The 12425-nt window shown below is 66.5% G+C and carries 14 protein-coding genes; 10 read left to right on the forward strand and 4 right to left on the reverse strand.

The window, feature by feature from the left end; all coding sequences use genetic code 11:
* The first annotated feature begins 117 nt into the window (after window positions 1–117).
* The 4 genes from FZP69_RS05350 to FZP69_RS05365 all read left to right on the forward strand — a co-directional run bounded on the left by FZP69_RS05350 (window position 118) and on the right by FZP69_RS05365 (window position 3273).
* On the forward strand, window positions 118–1188 hold the full coding sequence (locus FZP69_RS05350) for a glucose 1-dehydrogenase (RefSeq protein WP_152040315.1): 1071 nt from the start codon (window positions 118–120) through the stop codon (window positions 1186–1188).
* Window positions 1175–1825 (forward strand): transcriptional regulator GfcR, encoded by a 651-nt coding sequence (gfcR, locus tag FZP69_RS05355; RefSeq protein ID WP_152040316.1) that lies wholly within the window; start codon window positions 1175–1177, stop codon window positions 1823–1825. The genes FZP69_RS05350 and gfcR overlap by 14 nt, the downstream gene beginning before the upstream one ends.
* A 384-nt stretch (window positions 1826–2209) precedes the next feature.
* Entirely contained in the window at window positions 2210–2551 is a 342-nt protein-coding gene (locus FZP69_RS05360) for a glutaredoxin family protein (RefSeq protein WP_152040317.1), read from the forward strand.
* 158 nt (window positions 2552–2709) lie between these two features.
* Window positions 2710–3273: a DUF7110 family protein gene (locus FZP69_RS05365; protein WP_152040318.1), complete on the forward strand. Its 564-nt coding sequence runs from the start codon at window positions 2710–2712 to the stop codon at window positions 3271–3273.
* Between the two features lie 164 nt (window positions 3274–3437).
* Here the strand turns inward: FZP69_RS05365 and FZP69_RS05370 are convergent, their stop codons facing one another.
* The 3 genes from FZP69_RS05370 to FZP69_RS05380 form a co-directional block, all read right to left on the reverse strand.
* The gene (locus FZP69_RS05370; protein ID WP_152040319.1) at window positions 3438–3968 is read right to left on the reverse strand and encodes a hypothetical protein; all 531 of its coding nucleotides are present in this window, start codon (window positions 3966–3968) and stop codon (window positions 3438–3440) included.
* A gap of 235 nt (window positions 3969–4203) precedes the next feature.
* Complete coding sequence (gene mce / locus FZP69_RS05375; RefSeq protein WP_152040320.1) at window positions 4204–4587, reverse strand: methylmalonyl-CoA epimerase; 384 nt, start codon at window positions 4585–4587, stop codon at window positions 4204–4206.
* A gap of 57 nt (window positions 4588–4644) precedes the next feature.
* Window positions 4645–5262, reverse strand: coding sequence for a DJ-1/PfpI family protein (locus FZP69_RS05380; protein ID WP_152040321.1), 618 nt, complete (start codon window positions 5260–5262; stop codon window positions 4645–4647).
* Between the two features lie 238 nt (window positions 5263–5500).
* Here FZP69_RS05380 and FZP69_RS05385 point away from each other — a divergent pair, with 238 nt between their 5' ends.
* The 5 genes from FZP69_RS05385 to FZP69_RS05400 all read left to right on the forward strand — a co-directional run bounded on the left by FZP69_RS05385 (window position 5501) and on the right by FZP69_RS05400 (window position 9025).
* Window positions 5501–6466 (forward strand): phosphoadenosine phosphosulfate reductase family protein, encoded by a 966-nt coding sequence (locus FZP69_RS05385; protein WP_152040322.1) that lies wholly within the window; start codon window positions 5501–5503, stop codon window positions 6464–6466.
* Between the two features lie 252 nt (window positions 6467–6718).
* Window positions 6719–7672, forward strand: coding sequence for a phosphoadenosine phosphosulfate reductase family protein (locus tag FZP69_RS05390; protein WP_152040323.1), 954 nt, complete (start codon window positions 6719–6721; stop codon window positions 7670–7672).
* A 201-nt stretch (window positions 7673–7873) separates the two neighbouring features.
* A complete protein-coding gene (locus tag FZP69_RS23370; RefSeq protein ID WP_192918479.1) occupies window positions 7874–8005 on the forward strand; it encodes a zinc ribbon domain-containing protein in 132 nt (43 codons plus the stop codon).
* Between the two features lie 100 nt (window positions 8006–8105).
* The gene (locus FZP69_RS22395; RefSeq protein ID WP_192918480.1) at window positions 8106–8264 is read left to right on the forward strand and encodes a hypothetical protein; all 159 of its coding nucleotides are present in this window, start codon (window positions 8106–8108) and stop codon (window positions 8262–8264) included.
* Between the two features lie 44 nt (window positions 8265–8308).
* Window positions 8309–9025, forward strand: a complete 717-nt coding sequence (locus FZP69_RS05400) for a diphthine--ammonia ligase (RefSeq protein ID WP_152040325.1) — start codon at window positions 8309–8311, stop codon at window positions 9023–9025.
* 196 nt (window positions 9026–9221) lie between these two features.
* On the opposite strand, the gene coxB is transcribed toward FZP69_RS05400, so the two are convergent.
* A complete protein-coding gene (gene coxB / locus FZP69_RS05405) occupies window positions 9222–9950 on the reverse strand; it encodes a cytochrome c oxidase subunit II (RefSeq protein ID WP_152040326.1) in 729 nt (242 codons plus the stop codon).
* A gap of 185 nt (window positions 9951–10135) precedes the next feature.
* Between coxB and FZP69_RS05410 the strand changes: the two genes are divergently transcribed.
* Window positions 10136–12421: a DUF6789 family protein gene (locus tag FZP69_RS05410; RefSeq protein WP_152040327.1), complete on the forward strand. Its 2286-nt coding sequence runs from the start codon at window positions 10136–10138 to the stop codon at window positions 12419–12421.
* The last annotated feature ends 4 nt before the right edge of the window (window positions 12422–12425 follow it).

The following is a 12425-nucleotide window of genomic DNA, read 5'->3' on the forward strand; positions in this document are numbered from 1 at the left end:
TGGATCCGCGTAACGCGGCGCGTCTGGGCTGGGTGACGCGGTCGGCAACTCACCCGTTCGTATTGTTTACTCACTATAGAATAAATCTTTTGGTGCTACGGGTCGTAGCGAGCGACTATGAAAGCCATCGCAGTTCGACGGGAGACCACGGACCCCGTCGTCATCGAGAAGCCGCGTCCCGAGCCGAGCGCGGGTGAGGCCCTCGTTCGGACGCTCCGTGTCGGCGTCGACGGGACGGACCACGAGGTCATCGCCGGGGGTCACGGCGGGTTCCCCGACGGCGAGGACCATCTGGTCCTCGGCCACGAGGCCGTCGGCATCGTCGAGGATCCGAACGGCACCGGGTTCGAGGTGGGCGATGCCGTCGTCCCGACCGTGCGCCGTCCGCCGAACGGGACCAACGAGTACTTCGAGCGCGGCGAACCCGACATGGCGCCTGACGGGATGTACCACGAGCGCGGAATCGTCGGTGCCCACGGCTACATGGCCGAGTACTTCACGTCACCGGCCGAACACCTCGTTCGGATTCCAGACCACCAGGCACCGTTCGGCTTCCTCGTCGAACCCATCTCGATCACCGAGAAGGCGTTCGAAGTCGCGTACGCCTCGCGCTCGTCGTTCGAGTGGCGTCCGGAGACGGCACTCGTCCTCGGGAACGGGTCGCTCGGCCTGCTCACCCTGGCGATGCTCGACGAGACGTACGACCGCGTCTACTGTCTCGGCCGTCGGGACCGCCCCGACCCGACGATCGACATCATGGACGAACTCGGGGCCACGTACGTCGACTCCCGGCAGACGCCGGTCGACGAGGTGGGCGCGGCGTTCGAGCCGATGGACTTCGTCTTCGAGGCGACCGGGTACGCCCCGCACGGCGTCCAGGCGGTCCACACGCTCGCCCCAAACGGCGTGATCGCGCTCCTCGGCGTCCCCGGCTCGACCGACTACGAGTTCGACGTCGGCGCGATGCACGGCGAACTCGTCCTCCACAACAAGGCCATCGTCGGGAGCGTCAACTCCAACGCGGGCCACTTCGAGGCGGCGACGGACACTCTCGACTCGCTGCCCGCGTGGCTCCTCGACGACCTCGTCACGGGGATCTACCCCGTCGACGACTTCCGGAAAGCGTTCGTGGACGACAACACCGTTATAAAAACGGCCGTCGAATTCAGCGCGTATGAAGAACGTTAACGACCTCATCGAGAGCGCCGAGGAACTGGCCAACCGCGGGCTCTCGAAGGGCGAGATCGCCGACGAACTCAACGTCTCCCGGGAGACCGCGTCGTGGCTCGTCGAGAAGAGCGGCGCCAGCGGCGGTTCGACGGCCGCCACGACGTCGCGCGCCGGGGACGACGGCGGCCCGCACGACATCCACGTCGACTGGAGCGCGTTCGGTCGCGACAGCGCCCGGCTCACATACGCCGGTCGGGCGATGGCGGACCTGCTCTCGAAGGTGGGCGAAGAGGTCGATCTCACTATCGGCATCGAGAAGGCTGGCGTCCCGCTCGCGACGGTCGTCGCGCGCGAACTCGACACGGACCTGGGGAGCTACGCCCCCGCGAAACACCAGTGGGAGGAGGGCGATATCGAGGACCTCGGGGGGTCGTTCTCGCGGAACTTCGCGTCCATCCGGGGTCGTGACTGTTACGTCGTCGACGACATCGTGACCTCGGGCACGACGATGACAGAGACGATCGAGGCTGTCCGCGAAGAGGGTGGCAACCCCGTCGCGTGCGTCGTCCTGGTCGACAAGCAGGGCGTCGACGAACTGAACGGCGTCCCGGTCTACTCGCTCATCAACGTCGTCCGCGTCGGCGAGGACGGCTGAGCCGTCTCTCGCCGGCCGGTCCGCTCCGGCGACGTGGTGGCTCCGTCCAGTCGTGCACTGGGCCACGTCACGCTCCTCCTGCCCCGGGAAACTCCCGTCGGGGACTCGAAACCGATCGGCAACGGCTCGGCCGCTTCGGTCGACGAGGCCGTTCGTCGCGGACCGGGTCCTGTACGGGCGTGTCGTTCTTCGGGTCGGCTCCATCGCTTCGTCGGCGCGATGGCTGCGCAGTCCGGACACGCCACGTCTGCTGAGCGACTCTCTTTCGATCCCGCGATCCGGTTCGTCCCCGGGCGACGAGAGACGACTCCCGCGACCGTCTCCGAGGAGGGTTCACGCGACCGTGGCGCAATACCTTTGAACACGCTCACCCTACAGACGGCCATGACGTTCAGTCCCGAGTCGGAACTCTCACCCGAGGAGGTCCAACAGCGCGTCGACGAAGCCATCGAGACCAACGACGTCGTCGTCTTCATGAAGGGGAACCGACTGATGCCACAGTGTGGTTACTCCCGGCGCGCGGTCGAACTCGTGGGCAAGTACGTCGACGAGTTCGAGACCGTCGACGTCCTCCCCGCCCTGCCCGAGTTCCGCGCGGCACTCGAGTCGCACTCGGGCTGGGAGACCACCCCGCAGACGTTCGTCGACGGCGAATTCATCGGCGGATCTGATATCCTCGCCGAGCTGGACGAACGCGGCGAGCTCGAGGCGACGCTCTCGACCTGACGCGCCGGGCTTCTCCGGGCGACAGCCGTGAATCCGCCGATTTCGACGGTTCGTCCCGCCCCACGACGAAAGGATAGCCCATATAAACCCGGACGACCAACTAACAGACGACTACGACCGCAGTGCGCTCCGGCCGCTGTCCACCCCCACGCTCAACAATGTCAGGCCGCGTATTCCGACTCCACTCGACGCTGGAACTGCCGCTCGAAACAGTGACTGACTACTTCGCGGGTGATCCGGAACTCCCCCCGGAGATCGAGGATATCGACATCACCCGACGGAACAACACGCTCATCATCAAGGCCGTCGCCACGGACGAATCGCTCAGCAAGTACACGCCGACAGCGCAGCTGAAGGCGAGCGTGACCGAGAACCGGGTGTACGAGGAAGAGCCCCCACGCGCCGGCGCGCCGCGCTGGGGCGAGGAGGAAGAGGAGATCCCCTCCGAACTCGTCGAGTTCGCCTGTTTCAAGGGCGACCGCGAGACCGTGCTCCAGAACACCGCGCTCCAGTACCCGATGTTCCTCGTGCTCGTCGACCTCGCACGCCTCGCCGAGAAGGGGACGCTCACTGCCGTCACCGAAGAGGACGGCGAACTCCGCGCGACCCGCATCGTCGAGGGCGAAGAGCGCGCGGCGTCGGTGGAGGTCGTCGAGAACCCACAGCAGAACAACGGTGGCGGCAACACCGTGAACTGGCGCGACAACAAGTTCATTTCGTAGGACAGGTACCGAACCAGGTACCAGCAGCGTTCTCACGCGAACGCACCGATGGAACTGCCGTCCTGATTTCGGGTGAGGGTAGCACGATCCAGTGACGAGATCGGGGATGACGTGGTCGATTTCGAGTGATACACCGGAGGAGCTCGACACCGCCGAAGTAGCCGTCACTCGGCCAGATCCTCTACACGGGACTCCTCACCCGTCACGTAAAGCGAGCGGAGACGCTCGACCATCGCGCTCGACCCGCGTCGCCGGTACTCCCGGTATCCGACACCGGCCACCACGGTCCCGGCCAGCAGCGACACGATACCGACGGCGAGGATGGCGGGGTGGAGGACCGTCGCGTACAGGGAGGCGAAACACCCACAGACGAGCAGTCCTACGAAGACGATCCCGCCGAGCGGGAGGTCCGGAAGGGCGTCGGGTGTGCTCGCGTCCGTCGAACGGGTGACCCCGGCGGGAACCGGGACGAACGCGTCGCCGTTCGCCATCGACGTGAACACGTGTTCGACCTCGGCGAGCGACGACACCTCTCTGACCGGGACGGTACGGTCGTGCCGTTCGTTCGAGTCACCGGGCGAGACGTGCTCGTCGGTGACGACTTTCGCTCGAACACGACTCCGATGCGTTATCAGGTAGACGCCTTCGGCGCTCCGTTCCAGACACCATCCCCCCTTCCGTCGCACGACGCTCATACAGTGTTGTCATCGACGTATCGTAAACACCTTCCTGACCGGCTATCACAGCCGATAGTGGCGTCTCGCTCTCGTGGGACCGTCGGCGACCGGTCGGTCGTTGGGGGAGTTCCGTGGTTTCGAGCGGTCCGATCCCGCCGAGCCGTCCGCTCCCCCGTAGAAGAGACCGGGGAGGGACGACGCCTCTCGCGACGCACCACGCACTGCGCGGTTTCGGTCCGACTCGCTCGCGACGTCAGTGCTGGAAGAACTCGACCAACAGTCCACCCGTCGAGTCGGGATCGAGAAACGCGATGTCGTGACCCCACGCGCCGGGCCGGGGTTCGTCGTCGATCAGGTCGACCCCGAGGTCACGGGCGTGCTCCAGCGCCGCGGGCAGGTCGTCGACCTCGATCCCGACGTGGTGGAAGCCGGTCCCGTGTTCCTGGATATACTGGCCGATATCCGTGCCCACGTCGACTGGCTCGAGGAACTCGAAGTAGCTGCCGTCCACTTCGACGAACACGAAGTCGATGTCGCCCGATTCGATGTGGGCGACCGTCGCATCGAAGAGGTCGACGTACAGGTCGGCCAGTGCCGCCGCGTCGGTCGTCGCGATGCCGATGTGGTCGAGTCGCACGGATCGAGAGAGTCGGGAGACGGTGATAAAACCGGGCGCTGGAGTCGACCGGGACCGTCAGTCGTCGGAGGCCGCCTCGATTCCGGCGTGTTCCGCGACCGTCTCGTGGACGGCGCGACAGAACGCCGGGAGCGCGTCGGGGTTGCGGCCGGTCACGAGGTGTCCGTCGACCGCGACCGCCTCGTCGACCACCTCGCCGCCCGCGTTCGCGAGATCCGTCCGGACCGGTCCGACGCCGGTCACCTCCCGTCCCTCGAGAGCGTCCGTCTCGACGAGCAGCTGCGGCCCGTGACAGATCGCCGCGATCACGACGCCCGCCCCGTCACACTCCGTGAGGAAGTCGACGACGTCGGCTTCGGTCCGGAGATGATCGGGCGAGAAGCCGCCCGGCAGGAGGACGCAGTCGAGCGCCTCGACCGAGAGCTCCTCGAACGGCGTCACCGTGTAGTGGTCACCTTCGGTCAGTACGTCCGGGGGGATCGGCGTCCCGTACCGGCCCGTCACCGGCTTCGCCTCCCTAGACTCCAGCGACGGGCGGGGATGGTGTCCCACCTCCACGGGTACGAGGTGTACCTCCGCGCCCATCTCCGAGAGACGGAGCAGGGGGAACTCCAGTTCGACGTCCTCGAACTCGTGGGCCGCGACGATCGCGACGCTGGTGTCGTCGAGAGACATGGCAGCTGACCATCAGGAACGCACGGCTCAAAAACCTGGCTCCGCGCGCCCGGCCTCCTGGATCGATCTCCTTCCGAACGCTCGCGATATAATATCGGACGATCTCACGCGGATCCCCGAACGTCCCTCTCACACCCCAGTTTTCGACGTCTCACGCGGGACATCTGCGTGGTATTATCACTCACGACATCGCGTATCCATAAGGCCTTTCAACGACGTAATTAGATGTCATTATACGATGTCAGCGTTCCCCGACTACCTCGACGTCGACTACACCGACGGCGAGGGTGAAGATCCGGCGGACTACCCGAGCATCGAGCACAAGATCGAGAAGGCCATCGAGGTCACGAAGGTGGGACTCGAGCAGTACGAGAACCCCGTCGTGATGTGGACCGGTGGCAAGGACTCGACGCTGACGCTGTACTTCGTCAAAGAGGTCGCCGATCGGTTCGACCTCGAGGTACCCCCCGTCGTGTTCATCGACCACTACCAGCACTTCGACGAGCTCATCGACTTCGTCGAACACTGGGCCGACGAGTGGGAGCTCGAGGTCATCTGGGCGCGCAACACGGACGTCGGCGACTACGTCGACGAACACGGTCTCACTCCCGGCGACGACATCCCGGTCGAGGCGCTCTCGGAGCACAACCAGCACCACATCCGGAACCTGCTGGAGTACGAGGAGGACACCTTCCCGTTCCTCCTCGACACCTACGTCGGCAACCACCTGCTGAAGACGGTCGCCCTCAACGACGCCCTCGAGGAGTACGACGTCGACGGCGTCATCTCCGGCGTCCGCTGGGACGAACAGGAGGCGCGCGCCGACGAGACGTTCTTCTCGCCGCGACACGACCCCGACATCTACCCGCCGCACGACCGCATCCAACCCATCCTCCAGTTCGCCGAACCCGACGTCTGGGAGACGTTCTGGAACTTCGCCATCCCGGAGACAGTCGAGGGCTACCCCGCCGGCTACGTCCCGCAGAGTGCGGACGACCTGCCCGAGGGGATCACGATGGAGGACATCCCCGTCTCGCCCAAGTACTTCGCCGGCTTCCGCTCGCTCGGGAGCGAGGTCTCCACGGACAAGTCCGCCGAGGAACCCGCCTGGCTACAGGACATGGAGAACACCACGGAGCGGGCCGGCCGCGCCCAGGACAAGGAGGACCTCATGGAGCGCCTCCGCGACCTGGGCTACATGTGAGCGCCGTTCGGGCACGCCCTCGCTCCACGACACCACGGCCTCCGACCTGATCAGCGCCTCCCCCTCTTCTCTCCACTCGACCACTCTCGGTTCGTTTCGGTCGACCCGGCGCACGCCCCGTTCTCCGAACGGTGACGCGTGCATCCGGTGACCACGGTTGGTTCGCGTCGTCGACCGAATCCGGGCGGCACAGCCGTGTGGTAGCCCGTGGCATCGAATAAGTATACATAGTCGGCGGGCGATACATTCTCCATGTCTGTTGCGTTTCCCGACTACGTCTCTGTGAACTACGACGACGGACGGTCCCAGACCGCCGCCGACTACCCTTCTCTTCAGGACAAGTTCGAGAAGGGTGCGACGGTCGTCGCCGAGGCCCTGCAGACGTACAGGCGCCCGGCGGTCATGTGGACCGGCGGGAAGGACTCGACGCTCGTGCTCTACATCGTCCGTGAGGTGGCCGCCGACCTCGGCGTCGACGTCCCGCCCGTCGTGTTCATCGACCACTACGAACACTTCGACGCGACCCACGAGTTCGTCGAGCGCTGGGTCGACGCCTGGGATCTCGATCTCGTCGTCGCCCGCAACGAGGATTTCGCCCGGCTCGACGTCGCGGTCGGCGAGTCGGTCCCCGTCGCGGACCTCGACGAGCGCAACCGCCGCGAACTCGAGCGTCTCGACTACGAGGGCGACACCCTCACCCTCGACCCCGACACCTTCGAGGGTAACCACCTGCTGAAGACGGTCGCCCTCAACGAAGTCGTCGAGGAGGGTGGTTTCGACGGCATCTTCTCGGGCGTCCGCTGGGACGAACAGGAGTCCCGCGCCGACGAGACGTTCTTCTCGCCGCGACACGACTCCGACAAGTACCCTCCGCACGACCGCGTCCACCCGATCCTCCAGTTCGACGAGCGCGCCGTCTGGGACGCCTTCTGGGGGTACATCGTCCCCGACGCCGTCGAGGGCTACCCGGCGGGTCACGTCCCCGCCTCGACCGACGACCTCCCCGAGGGGACGACCCCCGAGGACCTCCCCGTCTCGCCGAAGTACTGGGAAGGGTTCCGTTCCCTCGGCACCGAATCCGGTTCGGCGAAATCCGCGGACGACCCCGCGTGGCTCCAGGACCTCACCGGGACGACCGAACGCGAAGGTCGCGCCCAGGACAAGGAGAACCTGATGGAGCGCCTCCGCGACCTGGGCTACATGTAGCCCGTCCGAGGGAGCGGCCCCGGCACCACCCGAACGGCCCGACCGACTTGTCCGCGGCGTGCCAAGCAGGTGGGCCATGCGCACCTGGTGTGTCACGCTCTCTGGCGGCGTCGTGCCGCTGGCTCTCACCGAGACGGTCGGTCGGGTCGCGCTGGTCGTCTTCGTGGGAGTGGCGACGCTCGCCGTGATCTGGTTCGGGTTGTGGAGGCCCGCGCGCTGTTCGGGAGCGACGAGGACCCGTCCGAACGGAAGACGAACTGTCCGGCGTGCGGCTCCCGCCTGTCGGCCGACGCCGAAACCTGCGGCTACTGTGGCGAACCGCTCGGCAGGTAGCCGTGCTACGGTGGGTGACCGCGCCGGTTCTCCCTCCCTCACCCGACCCTGTCACCGACCGACACGGTTTTGTCCCTCGACGATTTAGGTAGGCCTAAAGATGTCCCGACTCCTCTCCATCGTCTCGCGCGTCGTGCCGCGCCCCGTCCCGCGTCGCTGTCGAGCGAACGCGTGGGCCTCGGTGTACGCCGAGGTGTACGACGTCGAACCGCGAACCGACGGCGGCCACGACGCTCGCGAGACACACGACGAACGCTGACCGGAACCGACGACGGTTTACTGTCGTCCGGCCTATCCCCGCCGATGACTGACGACTGGGTGGGTCTCTTCTCCGGCGGCAAGGACTCCTCGTGGGCGCTCTACCGCGCGCTCGAGGAGGGGTTGAACGTGACGCGACTTCTGACCGTGCACCCTGGCGAGGGGTCGGACTCGTACATGTACCACGTCCCCGAGACACGTCTCGCGGCGCTCGCCGCAGAGAGCATCGGCATCGAACTGGTCGAGGTCGATCCGGGGAATCTCGAGGCGACCACGGCTGCGGACTCGGCCGCCCAGGGCGACGCCGAAGTCGAACCACTGGAGGCGGCTCTCCGCGAACTCGCCGAGGAGATCGACCTCGTCGGCGTCACCGCCGGTGCCGTCGAGAGCGAGTTTCAGACCTCGCGCATCCGGGCGATGTGCACTCGACTGGGAATCGACCTGTTCGCCCCGCTCTGGCAGCAGGACCCCGACGACCTCGCCCGGGCGATGCTCGACGCGGGCTTCGAGATCACGATCGTTCAGGTCGCCGCGGGTGGGCTCGACGAGTCGTGGCTCGGACGGACGCTCGACGCCGCGGCACTCGACGACCTCCGGGCGCTCAACGAGCAGTATGGCGTTCACCTCCTCGGCGAGGGTGGCGAGTTCGAGACCCTCGTCACCGATGGCCCGCACATGTCGCGCCCCATCGAACTGACGTACGAGACGGAGTGGAACGGAACGCGGGGACGAATCCGCGTGACGGACGCTTGGCTGTGGTGAGGGTCTTTTGGTCCAGGTTTTGCGGGAGCGAGCCCGGCGAGCGACCGGAAAAGCTGGGAGTGGAACGGAACGCGGGGGCGAATCCGCGTGACGGACGCTTGGCTGGGGTGACGCCACGTCCCGAGTCGGGCGACTGCCGCCCTCGACGTGGTCTGTCTCCCCGGTGCCTGGCCGTCGTCCCCGTCCCGCCCTCGACTCACTCCCCGCGTCGTCCCTCGAGCCACTCCTCGTATTCGGTCGGCGAGACGACTCTCACGGTACCGTGCATCCGGGTGTGGCCGACGCCACAGAGCTCCGCACAGTAGAGGGTGTATTCGCCGGTCTCCGTCGCGCGGGTCCGCGCCTCCGTGGTCTGTCCGGGGATGATGTCCTGTTTCAGGCCCAGTTCGGGGACGTAAAACGAGTGAATAACGTCCCGTGTGGTAAAGGAGAAGGCGACGTCCCGGCTGCGGGGTAACACCAGCTGTGACTTGCTGGTTACCCCCTCACCCTGGTAGCGGAACTCCCAGCCCCACTGGTACGCCACCACCTCGATCTCGACTGCGTCCTCGGACAGGCCGGTGTCCGACTGACCGGCGGCGGTCGGCGTGATGTACGGGTTCGCCAGCACGAAAAAGGCCGAGAGGCCGACGAACAGCAGGATGACGCCGGTCGCGGCCGTCCACGTGATCTCGAGGGCCGGGTCCTTCGTCGTCGGCTGTGGATCGTCGTTGTCCCGGAACCGGTAGAGCGCGTACACGAGCGTCAGCTCGACGAAGAGCACGAGGGGCAGCGCGACGTACAGTAGCTGCTCGTTGAGGTCGTCGATCGCGCTCCGATTGATCGACTGTGCGGCCACGGGCGAGGCGAAAAGCGCCACCACTGCGGCGGCGCCGAGCGTGGCGACGACCAACCGGGCGACCCTCCGGGAACGACTGCGACGCATCGACGATCCGTTCGGGACGGCTCCTGTTATAGATTGGCATAGCAACACGATCGGTCTCGCGACGACCCCGAGATCGGGCCGATGCCACCACCGTCGACACGTGGTTTTATGCAGTCCGACTCGCAGTACCTGTCAATGCGTGTTGTCAGCAGAACGTGGGGACGCCGTCCGGGACGTGTGGCTCGATGAACCGGGCTCTCGTCGAGATGACGGCGCTCTGTGTGGTCCTCACCGGCTGTCTCGCGGTGTGGTGGCGTGCGCGCGGGCGGCACGTCCTGAGCGACGGTGGGACCGTCCAGCGCGACGCGGTCCGCACGGAGCTCGGTCGTCTGCAGAACGGTGCCGTCCGCTGGCTCACGACGACCGACCACAAGGACATCGGGCTGCTGTACCTCGTCTTCGGCACCGTCGCGGGCGTGTGGGGCGGGATCGACGCCATGATGATGCGGACGGAACTGTTGACGCCTGCGGCGGACATCTGGACCCCGGAGACGTACAACGCCCTCTTCACGACCCACGGGCTGACGATGCTCATCTTCTTCGCCGCGCCCGTCTTCTTCGGCATCGGTAACTACGTCCTCCCGCTCCTCCTGGGCGCCGACGACATGGCGTTCCCGCGGGTGAACTCCATCGGCTTCTGGCTGTTGCCGCCGGCGCTGTTGCTCGCGCGGGCGGGGCTGTTCATCCAGGTCGGTGGGCAGGTACTGAACGTCTTCCTCCCGACCGAACCCATCCGTTTCCTCCTCACGGTGCGGGAGGTCGGGGTGGGGTGGACGCTGTACGCGCCGCTGTCGATCCAGTCGCCGAACCCCCAGCTCGATCTGCTCCTCCTCGGGCTGCACCTGAGCGGCATCGCCACCACCGTCGGCGCGATCAACTTCATCGCGACCGTGTTCTACGAGCGCGACGACGACGTCACCTGGGCCGAACTCGACATCTTCTCGTGGAACATGCTCGTCACGAGCGGCCTCGCCCTGTTCGCGTTTCCCCTGCTCGGGAGCGCGATCGTCATGCTCCTGCTCGACCGCAACTTCGGCACCACGTTCTTCACCGCCGACGGGGGTGGGGCGCTCCTGTGGCAACACCTCTTCTGGTTCTGGGGCCACCCGGAGGTGTACATCCTCTTCCTCCCGGCGACCGGGCTGATGAGCCTCATCCTGCCGAAGTTCGTCGGGCGGAAGCTGTTCGGCTTCCGCGCAGTGGTCTACTCGACGCTCGGCCTGAGCGTGCTCGCGTTCGGCGTGTGGGCTCACCACATGTTCACCACGGGTGTCGACCCGCGCATCGGCGCGTCGTTCATGGCCGTCTCGATCGCCATCGCCGTCCCGTCGGCGATCAAGGTGTTCAACTGGCTCACGACGATGTGGGACGGCGACATCCGCGTGACGGCCCCGCTCATCCTCTGTGCCGGCGGGATCGGCACGTTCATCGTCGGCGGCGTTACCGGCGTCTTCCTCGCCGTCATCCCCATCGATATCCTCTACCACGGAACCTACTACGTCGTCGGCCACTTCCACCTCATCGTCGTCGGCATCATCCCGTTCATGATGATCGCGGCGAGCTACTACTGGTATCCGCTCATCACTCGCCGGTGGTACGACCGGCGGCTCGCCCGGTTCCAGGCGGTCCTCCTCGTCGTCGGCGGGACGGTCGCGTTCATGACGCTCCTCGTCATCGGCGGCCTCGGCCTCCCGCGACGGCAGGCGATCTACCCCGCGGAGTTCCAGCTCGCACAGCAGATCGCCACCGTTGGCTCGTACATGGTCGGGCTGAGTGCCCTCCTCTGGGTGTACAACATGCTGGCGTCGTACTGGCAGGGCGACCCGGTGGAGACGACCGACCCCTGGGATCTCAAGCGGACGAACCAGTTCACCAACGAGTGGCAGTGGTTCGAGCGGCGGCTGGTCGACCGCTACGACATGGAACCGACCGAGCCCGAGACGACCCGTCGGTCGTACGCGCCCGAGGCCGAGGCGGCCAGCTCCCTCTCGGCGGGTGCGGTCGGCTCCACCTGGCGCGTCGTCGTGTCGAACGCTTCGATCGCAGCCGTCGGTGGCTTCGTCGGCACGCTGCTGATGGCGGGTGGGCTCGGCACCGCGGCGGTCGTCGGCGTCTTCGACCTCGCCTCGCTCGCGGAGCTCGGCGAACTGGTCGGCCTCCCGTCGACCCCCGCCGTTGGTGCCGCGCTGTTCCTCGTCGGCGGGACCGTCACCTGGCCACTCCTGTTCCTCGCGTTCTCCGACTACCTCCCGGGTCGACTGCTGTTCGAGACGGGGCTCGTCTTCGCGACGATCATCTCCTCGGGCTTCCTCATCGCTTTCTACTCCGGACAGAGCGGGCTCGCACTCGTCGGTTACCTCGGATTCGTGCTCGTCGCACACTGGGCCTACGGGATCGGGCTGACCGTGACGTTTCGGTATCTCCAGACGCGGCGGCGTGACCGGCTGGCGTCGGAGTCGGAGGCGGGGTGATCGC

The organism is Salinigranum salinum, assembly GCF_009176545.1.
Classification (GTDB): Archaea; Halobacteriota; Halobacteria; order Halobacteriales; family Haloferacaceae; genus Salinigranum; species Salinigranum salinum.

Coding starts and splice junctions, on each gene's coding strand:
- FZP69_RS05350 (WP_152040315.1), top strand. CDS start 118: ATGAAAGCCATCGCAGTTCGACGGGAGACCACGGACCCCGTCGTCATC.
- FZP69_RS05390 (WP_152040323.1), top strand. CDS start 6,719: ATGTCTGTTGCGTTTCCCGACTACGTCTCTGTGAACTACGACGACGGA.
- FZP69_RS05380 (WP_152040321.1), bottom strand. CDS start 5,262: ATGTCTCTCGACGACACCAGCGTCGCGATCGTCGCGGCCCACGAGTTC.
- coxB (WP_152040326.1), bottom strand. CDS start 9,950: ATGCGTCGCAGTCGTTCCCGGAGGGTCGCCCGGTTGGTCGTCGCCACG.
- FZP69_RS05410 (WP_152040327.1), top strand. CDS start 10,136: ATGAACCGGGCTCTCGTCGAGATGACGGCGCTCTGTGTGGTCCTCACC.
- FZP69_RS05365 (WP_152040318.1), top strand. CDS start 2,710: ATGTCAGGCCGCGTATTCCGACTCCACTCGACGCTGGAACTGCCGCTC.
- FZP69_RS05385 (WP_152040322.1), top strand. CDS start 5,501: ATGTCAGCGTTCCCCGACTACCTCGACGTCGACTACACCGACGGCGAG.
- FZP69_RS05400 (WP_152040325.1), top strand. CDS start 8,309: ATGACTGACGACTGGGTGGGTCTCTTCTCCGGCGGCAAGGACTCCTCG.
- FZP69_RS05370 (WP_152040319.1), bottom strand. CDS start 3,968: ATGAGCGTCGTGCGACGGAAGGGGGGATGGTGTCTGGAACGGAGCGCC.
- FZP69_RS22395 (WP_192918480.1), top strand. CDS start 8,106: ATGTCCCGACTCCTCTCCATCGTCTCGCGCGTCGTGCCGCGCCCCGTC.
- FZP69_RS05360 (WP_152040317.1), top strand. CDS start 2,210: ATGACGTTCAGTCCCGAGTCGGAACTCTCACCCGAGGAGGTCCAACAG.
- gfcR (WP_152040316.1), top strand. CDS start 1,175: ATGAAGAACGTTAACGACCTCATCGAGAGCGCCGAGGAACTGGCCAAC.